The following is a 16302-nucleotide window of genomic DNA, read 5'->3' on the forward strand; positions in this document are numbered from 1 at the left end:
TTTTCTTTTAAAGCAACGTACAGACGGAAAAATTCAAAATTAGTTTCAAAAGTTTTTATTTTTTTTTTGCAACAAAAATACCCGTATCAATTTGCTGATACGGGTAACGGGTCTTCCAAAAAGGAAGTAAACTAGATGAAAAATAAAGGGTGAAAAACTCAGAGTCTGACACACTGTCAAACTTACATTCTAAATGAGGGGGTTTAGAATAATATTTTCTGAGCTAACTAGCTCCTGGAGAAAGCGGTTAGCTCAGACTTATTTGTACTGTATTACAAATAAGCTCTTGCTACATTTATAATGATAATGATTATCACTATCATTGTCAATATAATTCAAAAACTTTTTAAGTATTTCTAATAGAACGACGGTATTGGAACTGTTTCCATTGAAAATGAATAAAGCAACCTACACAAAACCCTAAAATCGCAACAAATGATGCTACTGCCACCATTATTGTAAAACTATAGGCAACGATTGGAAGTTGGAATACAAATCCTAGTAATCCCCCTGCTAAACAAATACTAGCAATCGTCGAATTAAACTTTTGCTGAGCAACATCTTCAGGAATATAGGATTTTAAATCTTTCGTTAAAAATAACCTGGCTATTCGCATAATCGGATTAAATCCAGTAAAGATACCAAGTAAATTCGCTATTAAAGGAATTGCTAAAAGCCAGTATTGTCCCGTCACCCATGTTAATATGACAGAAAGAAAAATAGTCCATTGATTTACTCGAACTAACGGTCTTGGAATAGAAATAGGTTTCATTTTAAAACCAACCTTTCTTATATGTTTAGTTTATAGTAGCGTTTTTGCACTCGTTTGTGAAGAGAAATGTTATAGTAAAAGTAAACAATTTTTAAGAAAAGGTGATTGGAATGCCTGCACTTTCATACGATCAAGTTCGACAATTAAATTCATACAGTATTTTTACAGAGGAACCAGACCGTCCATTATTTACATTAGCCAATTTACATAAAGACTTTTATTTAACTGACTTTCGTAATTTAATGATGGGTATAACAAATGCCGCAACCGAAACTGCAGCAATTTCCCACTTCGGTCGTCGCTACGGCATGTTTGTGGCAATGCAGTTTTATATGCTGACAACTTATGATGAAGTCTGGGATGGCAAGCCTGAAAATTTAAGATTTGCGATTGTTCAGGAGTATGGGATTCATACACTTGGTATGTATATCAATCCGAACGATTTCCGCTATGTGGAAGATGATGAACGTGAGCGTGTGGTTACCGATATTTTATATAAAGCATCGGTCATTATTGGTCAGTTACGTAAAACGACGACAATTTCGCCACTAATTTTATGGGAGAATATTTTCGGCTATATGCTTTGGCATTACCATACATTGCTCGAAAACCCGGCACTGGCAGACCGCGCCTTTGAGGATTTGGAATTGCTAGAAGGAAAAGAGGTTTGGCGCTACTTCTCAGATAAATCATTGTTTTTAAATTACACAGGCGGAAAAAGTCCATCTGCACTAATTAATCAGCCAGTTAGAAAAAGCTGTTGCTTCTCGAAGGATATTCCAGGCTTAATGGCTTGTGGATTCTGTCCGATAAAATAATAGATAATTTAAGTGTCGTTCAATAACGGCACTTTTTTAATTTAAGGGTGTCGGAGCGTAGATGTTTTCTAATAAGTGAATTGCTTTTTCTAATAAAATCTGAAAAGTTCTAATAAATTTTTGAGTTGCTAATAAACTTTGCCTATGCGCTAATAAAGTGGTCAAAAGTTCAAATAAATACAAAGTACTTTCTAATAAACATTCCAAGTTATCTAATATCCGCTTCAACTTTTCTAATATCCACTACCCCCCGCTTCTTCCAAACAAAAAACGATGCTACATTTCATAGCATCGCTTCAACTCATTATTCATTTGCGCAATTTTTTAATGTCGTGGCTATTACTTTCACTCCATCAATTAATGCCTTTTCATCAAACGACATTTTCGGGTGATGAAGACCCGGTCCTAGATTTGCACCGACCCCTATCATCGTTGCCTTCAATTGGGGATTTTTTATCGTATAAAAATGGAAATCATCGCTGCCCGGTGTTACGACTGCTTCTGCTAAACTTTGTTGTCCCAATGCTTCAATAATTGAGCGCTCCGCTAAAGCAGCCGCTTCTTTAGATACTTCTGCACCCGGTGTGACATCTAACCAGTCAGAAGCAACATCAATATCGAACATCTCTGCTATTTGCTTTAAACCTTTTTCCACGTAGTTTTGCACTTTTGTCAGGACTTCATTCTTTTGAGCACGTACATCAATCGAAAAGCTTGCATTGCCCGGAATAATATTCACACTTCCGCCATCCGCTACAATCTTCGTTAACTTAGCGGAATACACTTCAAATGGGTCAATATGAATATTTTTCAACATGTGCTGAATCGCTACAATTACATCTATCGCATTTTTCCCTTGATGTGGACGAGCACCATGTGCATCAATTCCAGTAATTGTTCCTGATAAAAATGCAGCAGCCCCATGATAAATGGCCGGAGCAACTTTCCCTAAAGGGAGCTCTTCCATTGGACGTAAATGCACGCCAAATAAATGTGTTACATCTTCTATAACACCGCGTTCAATCATTGCTAACGCTCCACCACCTGTTTCTTCAGCCGGTTGAAAAATAAATCGTATTTTCTTCTTTAACGATTCATTTTTTAATGCATAGAGCGCCCCCAAAACGATTGAGATATTTGCATCATGTCCACAAGAATGGTTCGCCTGCATCACGCCGTCTACTTCTTGCCAAAGTGCATCAATATCTGCACGAACCGCGACTGTCTCGTCACCTTGCCCAATTTCTGCGACAAGCCCTGTCACATCGTCAAACCTTTTATAGTTTACGCCCATCTCATCTAATATTTCAGCTATTTTAGCTGTCGTATTAACTTCCTTCCAGCTTATTTCAGGATTTGCATGGAAATACTGAAACCAATCAAAAATCATTTGCTCCGTTGAATCTACTGCTAACATGAAACGCACCTCGAATATTATTTAGTATCCCTATTATACAGTACAATATTTATAATCTACATTATTACTGCCCAATAAAATGAAACTTCAACTGCCAAAGTCTCAATGCTCGCGTAAAATTAAAAAGGTATCTATCCTAATTGCTTAATTGGATAGACACCGGTAAGTTCTGAAAAAATTATGCATATCAAAAATTATATTATAGGCTTGAGAAAAATCCATTTGGGTATTGAGTACGCTCTTCATTTTCCAACACCTCTTGCTGCTCCGTTGATTCGAAGTCCATCTCTTCATCGAACAAGTATGTCTCAAGCATTGATTTTAAAATTGTTGTCATCCACATCCACCTCTTTTTAATTATTAGAATTTTTAGTTAATTTAAATAATATAATGGATTTTTTATAAAATCAACTATTATTAGCTGTATATGCATAAATAGTATTAAATCCATCTTATTTTGAGATAAATTAAAAGAGCGCCTGAATTTAATATTCAAACGCTCTTCCGTATTTTAAGAAACCGCTATTTTTGATGTTGTTTTTTTATTCCTTGTCATCCATTGAATAATAAACATAATTACAAAGACAGCTAAACCTAATGTATCTGTCATTGACTCTGGGTAAATCATTGCTAGACCCGCAGCTAATAAAACAATACGTTCAATCCAATTTACCGAACGATACCAATAACCGATAACCCCAACACCTATTGCGATCATACCCATTAATGCCGTAAATACTACCCAACCAATTTGCCAGATTGTTACATCAATCATTAGCAATGCCGGTGAGAAGATGATCATATATGGAATAATGAAGGCAGCAATTGCCAGTTTAGCCGAGTTTACACCTGTACGAATCGGATCTCCACCTGATATACCCGATGCTGCAAAGGCGGCGAGCGCGACTGGTGGTGTTATATCTGCAATAATACCGAAATAAAATACAAAGAAGTGTGCTGATAATACAACAATAATTGGTGCTGCACTTGCTGGTACATCTGGCGCCAATAACGCAATAATTGCCGGAGCAGCGATTGTTGATGTAATTACATAGTTTGCTGTCGTAGGTGCACCCATACCTAAAATTAATGATGCAATCATTACGAAGAACAATGTAATAATAATACTACCACCTGCCAGTTTAACTAAACTGTTTGCAAGAGATAGTCCTAAACCAGTTTTTACAACAACCCCTACAATAATTCCGGCACATGCCGTTGCTGCTGCTACTGCTAATGCTGAACGTGCACCATCAACCAGCCCGTCAATGATTTCCTTAAAGCCGAACTTCACATCAGGATTAATAAAACCTACAATGATACATGCTAAGATCCCATAAAGGGCAGCGTGAATTACCGGTATGCCTGACATCATCAGTACAATAATTAACACGATTGGAACTAATAAATAAATTTTCTTTAATACATGCGAGCGGTCCGGCATTTCATCATCCGTCAGACCACGTAAACCTAATCGCTTCGCTTCAAAGTGCGTCATAATCCAGATCCCTGCAAAATATAGTAATGCCGGAATTGCAGCTGCTTTGGCGATATCCCAATACGTTATTCCACGTCCAATAAACTCAACCATTAAGAACGCGGCTGCTCCCATAATCGGAGGCATCAATTGACCACCAGTGGATGCTGAAGCCTCTACAGCACCTGCGAAGTTTTTATTATAACCAAGACGTTTCATCATAGGGATTGTATAAGAACCTGAAGTTACTACGTTGGCTACAGAGCTCCCTGAAATTGTTCCTTGTAATGCAGATGAAAAAATCGCTACTTTAGCTGGACCACCTACTAATTTACCTGCGAGTGAAATAGCTAAATCATTAAAATATTCCCCTACACCTGTTTTAACAAGAAATGCACCGAATAACAGGAAAGCAAAAATGAATGTAGAAGATACTGCTAGCGGTGTACCTAAAATACCATCTGTCGAGAAGTACATTAAGTTAACAATGCTATCTAAGCTTTGTCCGCGATGTGCCATAAAGTCCGGCATGTACTGACCATAAAATGCATAAAGTAAAAACAGCCCGGCGATAATGGCGATTGGTAATCCTACCGCTCGACGTGCCCCTTCCAACACAATAATAATTGCTAAAAGCCCCACAACGAAATCTAATGTTTCCAACTTCCCTAAACTTTGAACAAGTCGGTCATAATTCAACACCCAGTAACTTCCAACAAAAATAGCTATAGCTGCTAAAATATAATCATAAAATGGAATGGAGCGTTTTGATAGCTTACGACTTGCCGGGAATAGTAAAAATACAAAAGTTAAAGCAAATCCTATGTGCACTGTACGCTGAATTTGAGCTGGAAACTGTCCGAATATGGCTGTGTACAATTGGAACAGTGTAAATGCCAGTAAACCAAAATAGATGAAATGCTTCATAATATTTTGCGGGTTACGCTGATTCGATTCTATATCGTATTTCTCCAGTAACTCCTGCTGCTGTTTTAGCGTAAGCGCTTCGTTTAATTCCTCTGAAGTTCCTGCCATTTTTTTATCAGTCATTTAATTCGACTCCTTTCATTTTGTCATATAAAGACAAGTTTTTCACTTTTATCAAATAGGATTTCCCACGTACTAATTGCTCCTTTAAAGGTATAATTCTACCTTTATGCTGGAGATCCAATTTATAGTCGACATCCCCAATATGTAGCGTAAATTCTTTTAATTTTGCGTCCATATATTTAAGGGTATAGACGCCATTTTCATAGTGAAGCGTTTGCCCTTCCTCCGCATAACTTGGCATACCGATAGCCACATCCGAATATTCCATTGAGAGTAATTGAAGATTGTTGGTAGGAAGCACTTCATAACTTTCTATCACATCAGTTAAATGAATGGAATGCGTAAAGACGAGTTGAAATGTATCTTCGTTTTTTAACGGCAAAAAAAACTGCTCCGGTTGTTCAGTTTTAGTCTCCGTAAAAGTGATACTGCGCTCAAAAGGAATAAAAAAAAGCGCACTAACGGATAAAGCAAGGATTATTAATAACCACTTTTTCATCTAGATCCCCCGCTTAAAAAGACACCCTTGCACTAATAAGGTATAGATATAAAAGACCTCTGAAGCATTTTTTTGCAACAGAGGCCCTTGTTTCTTGTTACTACTTAACTTCATCAAAGTATCGTTGTGCACCTGGGTGAACTTCAATACCGATTCCGTCTAAGCCTGTTTCAGCTTTAATGAATTCGCCTTTAGCATGACCAATTTTATCCGTGTTGTCATAAATAGCTTTCGTCATGGCATATACTAAATCTTCTGGCAGGTCTTTTTGAACCGCTAACATCGCACCTACTGATACAGCTGGGACATCAGATTCCAAACCATATGTGCCTGAAGGGATCTTATCCACTGCGTAGTATGGGTATTTCGCGATTAATTCTTCTGCTTTATCTGCTTCAACCGGTATAATAGTTACACCATTTGTTGCATTTAACGCTTCTACAGCACCAGTTGGGTAACCAGCTGTAATGAATGCTGCATCAATTTGACCTGATTGAATACCATCAGTTGATTCACCGAAGTCTAAATTTTGCGCTTGAATATCGTCTTTAATTGATAAACCGTGGATTTCTAATAATTGCTCAGCGTTTGCATAAGTACCTGAACCTGGTGCACCTACAGAAACTTTTTTACCTTTTAAGTCTGCAAACGTTTTAATACCTGAATCAGCTAATGTTACTAATTGAACTGTCTCTGGATATAAAGCACCTAATGCTACTACAGAGTCAATTTTTTGCCCTTCAAACATTAAAGTACCTTGTGTTGCATAGTATGCGATATCTGTCTGAACGAAGGCAATTTCTCCCTTGCCATCAGCTAACGCCGTCATATTTGCAGCAGAAGCCTGTGATACTTCCGCAGTTGTTTTTACCCCAGTATCAGTTGTGATTAAGTCCGCAAACGTACCACCTAATGGATAGTAAGTCCCTTGCGTACCACCTGTTAAAATACTTAAAAATTTAACATCACCATAATCCGCTTCCGTTGCTGTATCACCTGAGTTAGACCCAGTATCAGTTGTAGATGTGTCTTCATCATCACTGCCACAAGCAGCTAGCACTAACATAAATACACTTAGTACTAATACGAATAGCATATTTTTAGATTTGAACATAAAATTTCCCCCTTTACACCTAATATGGATACATTTTACATAGAATAATATTCAAAAGTCAATTAATATTTCAAAAGTCTCATTTTTCAAATAATTATATTATTCTAATAAAACCGTCAAAATGCTGTGAAATGTAGTTTTTCACTAAAGAGATATTTATGAATAAGTTATTTGATATTTATATTTGATAAATTTTATTCCATAAAAAAATATCATGTACGGAATGCACATGATATTTCTTTATATAGAATTTTAGTTTTTTATTCAACTACACCACAAACTATACGTGCTCCCGAATTACCGGATGGATCTGTTTTATAGTCATCTGCTTTTTCATGAATAACGACAGACGTGCCATCTTCATCAAATAAAGAATTTTTCTCGCCTTTTTTTAGTGTGAAATCAGCCGTTATAAAGTTTAAATGTACTTCACCAGATTCATCCGCAGTTATATTCGGTAAGTCACCAACATGTGGCCCTGAAGGATTCTCCACCCCATGCTTTTTATCGGTTGGATTAAAGTGTGCTCCCGCTGATTCAAATTTAGGAGGTTCACATTTACCAAACTCATGTAAATGGATTCCGTGGTCACCTGGAGGTAAACTATTTAAAATAGCTGTTAGTTCCACTCCTTTAGTTGTCTCCGTAAAAACAATTTCACCAACCAGCTTTTCATTCGTATCATACATAATTGCCTTTGCCGACAATGCTTCAGGTGCACTTACAGGAATCTTTTCTTTTTGAAAGAAGTTACATCCTCCTAACATGAATACACTTAAAAATAAGATTATAATTCGCACAATATCTCCTCCTTGAAGCTAGTATTTCAATTAAGGAGGGCAAATATACAAAAAGCCACCCAAAAGTGAGTGGCTCATTTAGTATTAATCTAAAACTTTTATCGTTACTGTACGACGTCCCCATTCATAGGCACTGTTTAGATTTGGGATGAATACATCGATTTTATTGCCTTTAATTGCGCCACCTGTATCAGCAGCAATGGCTTCACCATAACCTTCCACCCAAACTTTTGTACCTAATGGAATAATGCGGGGGTCCACCGCAATTACTTTTAAATGAGGATTGGCACGTAAGTTTGTACCATTTGCGGTTGTGCCGGAACAGCCCTCACAATATGCAGTATATGCTGTTGCTTCAACAGTCATTGTTTTTCCTTCACTAGGTGCTTCACCTGAATATGTCGGCGTCTCTATTTCTGGCGGTGTCCAACTGGATTCTCCTGATGCACTTTTAACTTCACTAGCCGCCACTTCCTCTTCCAAAGGTCCGGAAACAGCGAGTGTATCACCCGCATAAATCATATTTGAATTGAGACCATTCCATTCCTGTAATTGGTCCACCGTAACATCATGTTCTAATGCAATTCTATATAATGTATCCCCTTGTTCAATTGTATATAGGGGATCTTCTATTGTAACATCCATTGTATGACCAACATATATTACATCATTCGGGTAATTATTAATTTCTTTTAAAGCTGCGACGGACGTCTCGAATTGTTGACTAATACTATAAAGCGTATCATCCGATTCAATTGTGTAGGCAGCTGCTTCATTTGTAAAAACTCCACTTGAAGCAATTACTCCAGCCAATAAAAATACTAATAGTTTTTTATGTCTCAAATCTTCTTTCCCTCCAAATTCTTAGCAACTAAATTTACTCATTTTCACCCTGCTCCAAATTTACCGCAAATACATTGCAATTTTATGTCGCTTCCATGAACCCTCCATTACAAGCATATTTCAGAGCTTTTGGATAATTATTACTAATATTGAAGGGAATTATACATAGAGTTATCATTTTTTTGCGGAGTAACAACAAAGTTAGATATAGAAGTTGCCATTTTGTTTGCAGGCATGTTACAAATACTACATTCAACTCAACATTTTCCAATTTCGTCGATAATAAAGAAAAGGAGGGATTACTTTGGAAATTAGCTCTATGATGGCAGCTCAAGTTGCATCTTTACAGCAAACAGTGCAATTAAGCATTCTTGACAAAGCAATGAATATGGGGACAGCCACTGCTGTTCAAATGATGGAAACACTACCCCAATCTCAGGCAGTTCCAGCAGCCCATCCTTATAAAGGACAATCGATTGACGTCCAAGTTTAGGCTAAAAAGAAAAACGCTCTTGAACTTTTTCAATGAGCGCTTTTTCTATTTCCTTGTCATATTAATATATTTTTACAAATCTTTTCTCAGCTTTACTCTGTAAACGTCATGTTAAAGTTTCATTAATTACTTTTATAAATTTACTTTTCGGGTATAACTAATAGTACAGTAAAGGTATCAACTAAAAGGAGTGATTCTTATAGGTATCCATACATTTTTTACAAGTTTAAATGATTTAGAACGCATCATTCGTTGTCCCGGACGTTTTAAATTTGAAGAGCATAACGTGGCGGCACATTCATGGAAGGTATCTCAATATGCGATGTTTTTTGCAACTTTAGAGGAACGCGCAGGGAGTAAAATTGATTGGAAATCTTTATACGAAAAAACAATCAATCATGATTTCGCTGAAGTATTTATTGGAGATATAAAGACACCGGTCAAACATGCGAGCGTCGAGTTAAAACAAATGCTTGCCCATGTCGAAGAGAAAATGATGGAAAAGTTTATTCTAGAAGAAATACCACCTGATTTGCAGGATGTATTTTTTGATCGAATGAAAGAGGGTAAAGATCAGACGATTGAAGGTCGTTTACTTGAATTCTCTGATAAGCTTGATCAGTTTTATGAGTCATTTTCAGAGCTTAAGCGTGGAAACACCGATAAGGAATTTGTCTATATGTATGAAAGTGCATTAAGTAAGCTCCTATTAATTAATTTACCGGTATCTGTTGCATACTTCCGCAATGAAATTTTATCAGATGTTGTGACGGAAAAAACGGTGATTGATATTGCTTTATTAACAGAAAATATTCTACAGCAACATAACGACTAACGACAGAAGGCTTCCGAAATATAAGGAAGGCTTTTTTTTTGGACTCATCACGCGAATTGCGTAACGAGGATAAATAGAGGAACGGATTTCCCTTATTTCAAAAATAAAATAAAAAATAGTAAAAATAAAGGAAGGAATTTCCGTTATTGACCTAAAAAACATTAAATTTATGAATTTTATTCGTTCATCACCGTAAGTTAAGGATGACAAAGTTGCCGCCTCGCGATAGCGCAAGCGGCTTGATGAGGTGTTTTTTACTTCACTTTATAACGAGGGAAAAATTTTGGGATTGGTGGGCCTCGCAAACGGCAATAAAGGCCGTGATTAAGACACGTATCACGTGGCTTTAGCGCTGTCTTGCCGCAGCCCACCAATCAAAGTGAAATCTTATTAGAAAAGCAACCCCATGTTATGGCGATGAGCTTTTTTTTTCCTTTTTTGTAACGAATTCTATTATGAAGGTACTATAATAATAAACATCATTTTGTGAGGTGAACTGAGTGGATGCGCTAGAACAGATATATCGGGAGCTGCAACCGAAAATATACGCTTATTTTTATATTAAAACATCCAATTCAGCCATCGCTGAAGATCTTACACAGGATGTTTTTTACGAAGCAGCAAAATCGATCCATACATATCGCGGTGAAGCGGCACTATCGACATGGCTTTTTCATATTGCAAATAATTTGTTGAAAAAGCATTACCGCAAAAAAAGTTATGAAAAGAGCTTAGCATCCAAAATGGAGGCACAACCGTCGATTACATTATTTACTACCGAGCAACTCATCGAATTAAAAGATGAATCAAAACGGCTCCTGTCAAAGATTGAACAGCTCGGTCCTCCATTTAAGGATATTGTATTGCTTCGAATTATTGGTGAACTAAGTTTTAAAGAAATTGGTGAACTGCTGGAGCTAAGCGAAAACTATGTACGTGTTAACTTTCATCGGCAAAAAATTAAGCTACAACGAGAGGAGGAATTGTTATGAATTCATGTAAAATTACTGAGGATTTGTTGCCTTTATATGAAGAAAATCTTGTCCAGCCTGAAACAAAACAATGGATTGAGCAACATTTAGCCAGTTGCCCAAATTGCCAAAAGCTAACTTCCGCCACAATGGAAGAATTACCGGCTCTACCTTCACCTAAAAAGGCTGCTTCAAAAATGATTAAGCACGCACATTTAAAACTTACGATTTATCAGTTATTGTTCGTTATTCTTTCTTTTGTCTTTGCTATAAACACTTCATTGTTAAATGAAAGCTTCACATTTATTTTGTCTTATTTTATTTTAGGGATTGTAACATTTTACTTTTATCGTCATACAATTCTCACGCTATTGTTGGCATTCGTACCTGTATTTATTTGGTCAATTTATACAACAATTGATTCTTTCGGCTCCTATTCGAATTGGTATGCTGACCAAATCATTTACCACGCCTCTACCCTTTCACTTTTATGGGAAATTACTTTGGGTGGTCTATTTACCGCTTTTATTCACACGATCTTTACTGTTCTGGGAATTATCGTTGTCAAACTACTTATTCAAGCTTTTAACAAGGAGGATTCGATATGAAAAAGTGGCTTTCAATTCTATTGGCCCTCGTTATTACAGGTTCCGTACTGTTCGGTTATAACGAATTTAACGGCAATTTCATTTCAAAACAAATTGCTAAATCTACGATAAAGGCATACTTAACCGAATATTATCCAAATACCAGTTTTCGTGTAGAAAAAGGCTCCTATAATTTTAAATTTAATACCTATGATTTTGATGTAACTTTCAATGAAGAACCTAATTATTGGAACTATACATTTGAAGTAGGGCCTAAATATGTACCAAATACGATTGAGGCTAAGATGATGCATTATGATTCAAGGGATGAAACAAAATCGAATGACTGGAGCGATCAAGGTTCACAATATATAAAAAACTTATTAGAAACATTTCCGATTGGTAACATATTTTACTCTATCGATGTACCGAATCAATTTTCGCAAACGAAGTGGACTCCAACTGTAAATGTTATCGTTCCACCTTCGATTACAATGGAGTTTCCTTTATATAAAGGTGAAACAAAAGAAGAATTTATAAAAATTGTTCAAGAAATTCAATCTGTGTTGGACGCAGATGATATTAAGTATGATACTGTTTTTATTTATATGGATGAACAAATTGATAACCGTGACGGCAAAAAAGAGGGCTATGCATCCCTTTACTATGAAAGAAAGTACAATATAGAGTTTCAGGCGAATGTGCCAGTTACAATAGATGATATTCATTAAAACGGTTCAAAACATTTGACTTTTTTTGTCGAACGTACTTTCTTGCACATAGCAGAAAGTTGTTATATTATATGAATTAGGCTACGTTGTACGTACGAATATTAAGTTTTAACCTTTATACTTATACAGGGAGTTTTACATCGATGTTGGAATGGCGTGCCTGGACTCTTTTGACTTCAGGATAGACAGGATAGCATTTGCGAACACCCACTTTGAGGAGTGGTGGTTTAAAACTTTCTATAATAACTACGGCAATGTGGCTGCTTACATAAGTAGCGTCATATCAAGGTTTATACAGCATCTTAACCAAATTGGTTGAGGTGCTTTTTTCATTTTTATTTATCTAGCGTATCATCCTCGATTAAATTGTAAAAATCCATGTGTTCAGAATAAAAAGCCACACCCGATTGGATGTGACTTCGAATATTACTTTACTTCTTCTATAGAAACAATGTGGTTTGTAAATATTAGTTCTGATTGTTCTTCTTTTCCATCATTTAACACGAATCTTATATAACCAGAATGAAAGTGACCGTCATCCTTTAAATACATTTCTTCAAATTCCTCAAGACTGGCTTTCATCTCTATCTTTTCTCCGTTACTTAAACGTAAAATTAAACTCATAACTATACCTCCATTCATACTAATCATAATTCAAATGGAAATTATTGTCACTACTATATCTTGAATAATAAAAAGCCGTTATCAAATAATTCACTTCAAGCATATTCGCATTAATTGTAAATATGCTTTTTTGTTTTCTTAACATGAAATAGGGTAAATATTTACAATTGATGTTCGTCTATGACAAAATTTATGAAATCACACCATTTTGGAGGAATCGATATGAAGCAAATTTTATGTATTGGTGAATTATTAATCGATTTTTTTACAACTCAAACCGAGCAATCAATAATAGAAGCAACTACCTTTGAAAAACAAGCAGGTGGAGCTCCTGCCAATGTTGCAGCTGCTATCGCAAAACTCGGTGGTCAAGCGTATTTTTGCGGAAAAGTGGGTGACGATGCATTTGGTCACTTTCTGAAACAAACATTGGAGCATGCAGGTGTTCATACAGACCAGCTTATTTTTGATTCAACTGCACCTACTACTTTAGCTTTCGTATCCAGACAAGCCAGTGGTGAGCGGGATTTCATCTTTAATCGAGGTGCCGATGAGTTGCTTTGCATTGAAGACCTCAATCTCCAACATTTAATGTCCATTAATATGATCCATTTCGGTTCAGCAACTGCTCTTTTAAGTGAACCTTTTAGCAGAACTTACGAACAATTAATGCAAACTTTATTATTACAAAATCATTTTATTTCATTCGATCCAAATTACCGTGCTGACTTGTGGAAGCACGATACTGAACAGTTTATTCAAAAATGCGAACCGTTTCTCGAGGCAGCTCACTTCATTAAAATGAGTGACGAAGAATTAATGTTATTGTCTCGGGCAGAGAGCTTTGAACAAGCAATTGAATGGCTGAGTCAGTTTAGCGACAAAACAATTGCCATTACACAAGGAGCTGACGGGACAGTACTCGTTCAAAACGGAAAGATAACAACTGTACCACCAAATAGGGTAAATTGTATCGATTCAACAGGGGCTGGTGATGCTTTTGTTGGTGCCGTTTTATATGAGCTAAGTAAACGTGATGAAACGAACCTTTTTTTTAATGAGTGGGTGAATATTATTGAATTTGCCAACTTTGTTGCTTCAAAAGTTTGTGAAAAAGTCGGTGCAATTGATGCGCTTTTAGCATTAGAAGACTTACAACAATAAAGAAAAAGAAGGTATGCTAAGGAAAAAATTTTTAGCATACCTTCTATTTATCAGCTAATTAGGCAGTATAATTTCTACTTTTGTCCCCTTACCTAACTCGCTCTTTATATTAAATTGCCCTTTATGCCGTTTTACAATTTCCGTGACAATCGCCAACCCAAGACCACTGCTTTGGCTTGAACGTGATGGGTCAACTCGGTAAAAACGTTCCTTTACCTTTTCCAGTGCTTCCTCAGGAATTCCAATCCCGTAATCCTGTATAACAACGATTATGTCATCGTCTTTTTTACTGCAGGTTACAATAATTTTCCCCTTATCTTCACTGTATCGAATCGCATTTGACAGTAAGTTATCCCATACTTGCTCAAATAATTGCTCATCAGCAAATACTTCAATTGGTTCCAGCTCATATACAAGCTCCATTTGCTTATCATCGAGCTTCCAGCGCTTTGAAAACAGACGTTCCTTTAATTGTTTATCCAACGAATAGCGCTTTTTTTCAATCGGCAGGTTTTTCTGGTCCAATGAGCTCAATAGCAGCAACTGCTTTGTCAATGCTGAAAGTCGCTTCGTTTCCTGCTCAATGATTTCCAAATACTGCACGCGTTCCTCTTCAGTATTCTCCGCATCTTTCAAAACATTTGCGTACCCTTGAATATTAAGTAACGGCGATTGAAAATCATGCGATACATTATTTATAAAATCTTTTTTAATCTGATCGTTTTCCGCTAAACGATTGGCCATCTTTTGGAACTGTGTTGCAAGTTGACCGAGTTCATCGTTCCGATCAATTTGCAAATAAATATCATAATCTTCCTGTGCAATTTGCTCGGTTGCCTCTTGCAGCTGTTTTAACGGCCTTACGAGCTGACGTGCCAGCAAAATCATTGTCAAAAGAATTACAACGGCCGTAATAATAATAAAGCTAACGAGTAATAAATGCATTTCTGAAAAGAGCGTTGCGTTAGCTGGCCGAATGAAAAATGCATAATTTTCATTATTAAAGCTAAAGGCCACCCCAACTGTATTTTGAATATCATTCGCAAAATGATCCATAAATAAAGAAGATCCTTGATACTCCTGAATCCCGTGATAATCATTATCGGAACCAATAATATTCAGCATGTCATCGTTTAACTCAACCTTGTTGAAATTATTGCCATACATTGACACATTTCCTGATTGATTAACTACTGCAATTTGATAGCCAAGCTTGGCAACCGACTCAAAATAGGCTTCATAGCTGTCTCTCGGCATTGTCGTTATAATATTTTTTACTTCCTGTGCTACTTCATAATTTTTGGCATCCGTATTCGGCCGAATTTGAGATTGATAAATTTGACCAATCAACAACATAGACATAGTAATACTTACAACGATAACTGCCAATGTCACTACAATATATTGCTTATACAATGTTTTCATTTTAATTCCTCTATTTTATAGCCAATACCTCGTACTGTTTGAATTTTTACGCGTGCATCCACTTCTTCCAATCGACTTCGTAAACGTTTTATATGGGTTGTCAGCGTGAAGTCATCCCCATCATAATCATAGCCCCATACTTGCTCCATCAGCTGGTCGCGCGTAAACACCACTTCCGGCCTCGTAGTTAAAATGCTTAGCAGTTCAAATTCCTTTAAAGGTAATAATAATACTTGCTCCCCTACTTTAACTTCAAATGTCTGTCGGTCAATCAGCATATTGGAAATTTTTGTTTGACTGCGTTCAAGTTTTTGAAAACGACGTAAAATTGCACGTACTCTAAATAAAAGTTCCTTAGGTTCGAATGGCTTTACCATATAATCATCCGCCCCAGCCAAAAAACCTTTTTCCTTATCTTCCAGTGTAGTTTTAGCGGTTAACATTAATACCGGAACACCGACTTCAGTTAAGCGCTTCGTCAAAGAAATACCGTCCATTTTCGGCATCATGACATCTACAATAGCCAAATCCACTAATTCCTGCTGCAAAATAGTCATTGCCTCCAATCCATTACTTGCAAACAACGCTTCATAGCCTTCTTTTTTCAGATGAATACCGATTAATTTTCGTATAAATGCATCGTCATCTACAACTAAAATCCGCATTAAGTTCACCGCCTTCT

General features: G+C 36.6%; 18 protein-coding genes and 1 other RNA gene. 8 read left to right on the forward strand and 11 right to left on the reverse strand.

Annotated elements, in window-relative coordinates:
* Positions 1–346: 346 nt before the first annotated feature.
* Positions 347–772, reverse strand: a complete 426-nt coding sequence (locus tag H9635_RS15715) for a DUF4395 domain-containing protein (RefSeq protein WP_191701259.1) — start codon at positions 770–772, stop codon at positions 347–349.
* Between the two features lie 110 nt (positions 773–882).
* Here H9635_RS15715 and H9635_RS15720 point away from each other — a divergent pair, with 110 nt between their 5' ends.
* The gene (locus H9635_RS15720; RefSeq protein ID WP_191701260.1) at positions 883–1590 is read left to right on the forward strand and encodes a Fe-S oxidoreductase; all 708 of its coding nucleotides are present in this window, start codon (positions 883–885) and stop codon (positions 1588–1590) included.
* Between the two features lie 304 nt (positions 1591–1894).
* On the opposite strand, the gene H9635_RS15725 is transcribed toward H9635_RS15720, so the two are convergent.
* From H9635_RS15725 to H9635_RS19505, 7 genes are all read right to left on the reverse strand, one after another.
* Positions 1895–3007, reverse strand: a complete 1113-nt coding sequence (locus tag H9635_RS15725; RefSeq protein ID WP_191701261.1) for an amidohydrolase — start codon at positions 3005–3007, stop codon at positions 1895–1897.
* A gap of 199 nt (positions 3008–3206) precedes the next feature.
* The gene (locus H9635_RS15730) at positions 3207–3344 is read right to left on the reverse strand and encodes a hypothetical protein (protein WP_191701262.1); all 138 of its coding nucleotides are present in this window, start codon (positions 3342–3344) and stop codon (positions 3207–3209) included.
* 174 nt (positions 3345–3518) lie between these two features.
* Positions 3519–5534 (reverse strand): TRAP transporter permease, encoded by a 2016-nt coding sequence (locus H9635_RS15735; protein ID WP_191701263.1) that lies wholly within the window; start codon positions 5532–5534, stop codon positions 3519–3521.
* Positions 5527–6033 carry a DUF1850 domain-containing protein gene (locus tag H9635_RS15740; RefSeq protein WP_191701264.1) on the reverse strand — a complete coding sequence of 169 codons (507 nt, stop codon included), beginning with the start codon at positions 6031–6033 and terminating at the stop codon, positions 5527–5529. Before H9635_RS15740 ends, H9635_RS15735 begins: the two co-directional genes overlap by 8 nt.
* A 100-nt stretch (positions 6034–6133) precedes the next feature.
* Complete coding sequence (locus H9635_RS15745; protein WP_191701265.1) at positions 6134–7147, reverse strand: TAXI family TRAP transporter solute-binding subunit; 1014 nt, start codon at positions 7145–7147, stop codon at positions 6134–6136.
* A gap of 260 nt (positions 7148–7407) precedes the next feature.
* Positions 7408–7947, reverse strand: a complete 540-nt coding sequence (locus H9635_RS15750) for a superoxide dismutase family protein (RefSeq protein WP_404828880.1) — start codon at positions 7945–7947, stop codon at positions 7408–7410.
* An 84-nt stretch (positions 7948–8031) separates the two neighbouring features.
* Positions 8032–8790: a LysM peptidoglycan-binding domain-containing protein gene (locus H9635_RS19505; RefSeq protein WP_191701266.1), complete on the reverse strand. Its 759-nt coding sequence runs from the start codon at positions 8788–8790 to the stop codon at positions 8032–8034.
* A 304-nt stretch (positions 8791–9094) separates the two neighbouring features.
* Here H9635_RS19505 and H9635_RS15760 point away from each other — a divergent pair, with 304 nt between their 5' ends.
* The 6 genes from H9635_RS15760 (at position 9095) to ssrS (ending at position 12674) form a co-directional block, all read left to right on the forward strand.
* Entirely contained in the window at positions 9095–9283 is a 189-nt protein-coding gene (locus H9635_RS15760; protein ID WP_191701267.1) for a putative motility protein, read from the forward strand.
* Positions 9284–9473: 190 nt separating this feature from the next.
* Positions 9474–10118, forward strand: a complete 645-nt coding sequence (locus H9635_RS15765; protein ID WP_191701268.1) for a YfbR-like 5'-deoxynucleotidase — start codon at positions 9474–9476, stop codon at positions 10116–10118.
* Positions 10119–10618: 500 nt separating this feature from the next.
* Complete coding sequence (locus H9635_RS15770) at positions 10619–11110, forward strand: RNA polymerase sigma factor (RefSeq protein WP_191701269.1); 492 nt, start codon at positions 10619–10621, stop codon at positions 11108–11110.
* Positions 11107–11697 carry a zf-HC2 domain-containing protein gene (locus H9635_RS15775; RefSeq protein WP_191701270.1) on the forward strand — a complete coding sequence of 197 codons (591 nt, stop codon included), beginning with the start codon at positions 11107–11109 and terminating at the stop codon, positions 11695–11697. Before H9635_RS15770 ends, H9635_RS15775 begins: the two co-directional genes overlap by 4 nt.
* Positions 11694–12407: a YfjL-like protein gene (locus H9635_RS15780; RefSeq protein ID WP_191701271.1), complete on the forward strand. Its 714-nt coding sequence runs from the start codon at positions 11694–11696 to the stop codon at positions 12405–12407. Before H9635_RS15775 ends, H9635_RS15780 begins: the two co-directional genes overlap by 4 nt.
* A 75-nt stretch (positions 12408–12482) precedes the next feature.
* Positions 12483–12674, forward strand: a non-coding RNA gene (gene ssrS / locus H9635_RS15785) — 6S RNA.
* A gap of 159 nt (positions 12675–12833) precedes the next feature.
* Here ssrS and H9635_RS15790 read toward each other — a convergent pair.
* Positions 12834–13031 carry a hypothetical protein gene (locus H9635_RS15790; RefSeq protein ID WP_191701272.1) on the reverse strand — a complete coding sequence of 66 codons (198 nt, stop codon included), beginning with the start codon at positions 13029–13031 and terminating at the stop codon, positions 12834–12836.
* Between the two features lie 222 nt (positions 13032–13253).
* Between H9635_RS15790 and H9635_RS15795 the strand changes: the two genes are divergently transcribed.
* Complete coding sequence (locus H9635_RS15795) at positions 13254–14195, forward strand: carbohydrate kinase family protein (RefSeq protein WP_191701273.1); 942 nt, start codon at positions 13254–13256, stop codon at positions 14193–14195.
* 54 nt (positions 14196–14249) lie between these two features.
* Here the strand turns inward: H9635_RS15795 and H9635_RS15800 are convergent, their stop codons facing one another.
* Positions 14250–15620 (reverse strand): sensor histidine kinase, encoded by a 1371-nt coding sequence (locus H9635_RS15800; protein WP_191701274.1) that lies wholly within the window; start codon positions 15618–15620, stop codon positions 14250–14252.
* A complete protein-coding gene (locus H9635_RS15805) occupies positions 15617–16285 on the reverse strand; it encodes a response regulator transcription factor (protein WP_191701275.1) in 669 nt (222 codons plus the stop codon). The genes H9635_RS15800 and H9635_RS15805 overlap by 4 nt, the downstream gene beginning before the upstream one ends.
* Positions 16286–16302 lie beyond the last annotated feature (17 nt).

The organism is Solibacillus faecavium (assembly GCF_014836905.1).
Classification (GTDB): Bacteria; Bacillota; Bacilli; order Bacillales_A; family Planococcaceae; genus Solibacillus; species Solibacillus faecavium.

What these genes read in the sequence shown, in the direction of transcription:
- H9635_RS15715 (WP_191701259.1), bottom strand. Translation starts at nt 772, where the DNA reads ATGAAACCTATTTCTATTCCAAGACCGTTAGTTCGAGTAAATCAATGG.
- H9635_RS15720 (WP_191701260.1), top strand. Translation starts at nt 883, where the DNA reads ATGCCTGCACTTTCATACGATCAAGTTCGACAATTAAATTCATACAGT.
- H9635_RS15725 (WP_191701261.1), bottom strand. Translation starts at nt 3,007, where the DNA reads ATGTTAGCAGTAGATTCAACGGAGCAAATGATTTTTGATTGGTTTCAG.
- H9635_RS15730 (WP_191701262.1), bottom strand. Translation starts at nt 3,344, where the DNA reads ATGACAACAATTTTAAAATCAATGCTTGAGACATACTTGTTCGATGAA.
- H9635_RS15735 (WP_191701263.1), bottom strand. Translation starts at nt 5,534, where the DNA reads ATGACTGATAAAAAAATGGCAGGAACTTCAGAGGAATTAAACGAAGCG.
- H9635_RS15740 (WP_191701264.1), bottom strand. Translation starts at nt 6,033, where the DNA reads ATGAAAAAGTGGTTATTAATAATCCTTGCTTTATCCGTTAGTGCGCTT.
- H9635_RS15745 (WP_191701265.1), bottom strand. Translation starts at nt 7,147, where the DNA reads ATGTTCAAATCTAAAAATATGCTATTCGTATTAGTACTAAGTGTATTT.
- H9635_RS15775 (WP_191701270.1), top strand. Translation starts at nt 11,107, where the DNA reads ATGAATTCATGTAAAATTACTGAGGATTTGTTGCCTTTATATGAAGAA.
- H9635_RS15780 (WP_191701271.1), top strand. Translation starts at nt 11,694, where the DNA reads ATGAAAAAGTGGCTTTCAATTCTATTGGCCCTCGTTATTACAGGTTCC.
- H9635_RS15790 (WP_191701272.1), bottom strand. Translation starts at nt 13,031, where the DNA reads ATGAGTTTAATTTTACGTTTAAGTAACGGAGAAAAGATAGAGATGAAA.
- H9635_RS15795 (WP_191701273.1), top strand. Translation starts at nt 13,254, where the DNA reads ATGAAGCAAATTTTATGTATTGGTGAATTATTAATCGATTTTTTTACA.
- H9635_RS15800 (WP_191701274.1), bottom strand. Translation starts at nt 15,620, where the DNA reads ATGAAAACATTGTATAAGCAATATATTGTAGTGACATTGGCAGTTATC.
- H9635_RS15805 (WP_191701275.1), bottom strand. Translation starts at nt 16,285, where the DNA reads ATGCGGATTTTAGTTGTAGATGACGATGCATTTATACGAAAATTAATC.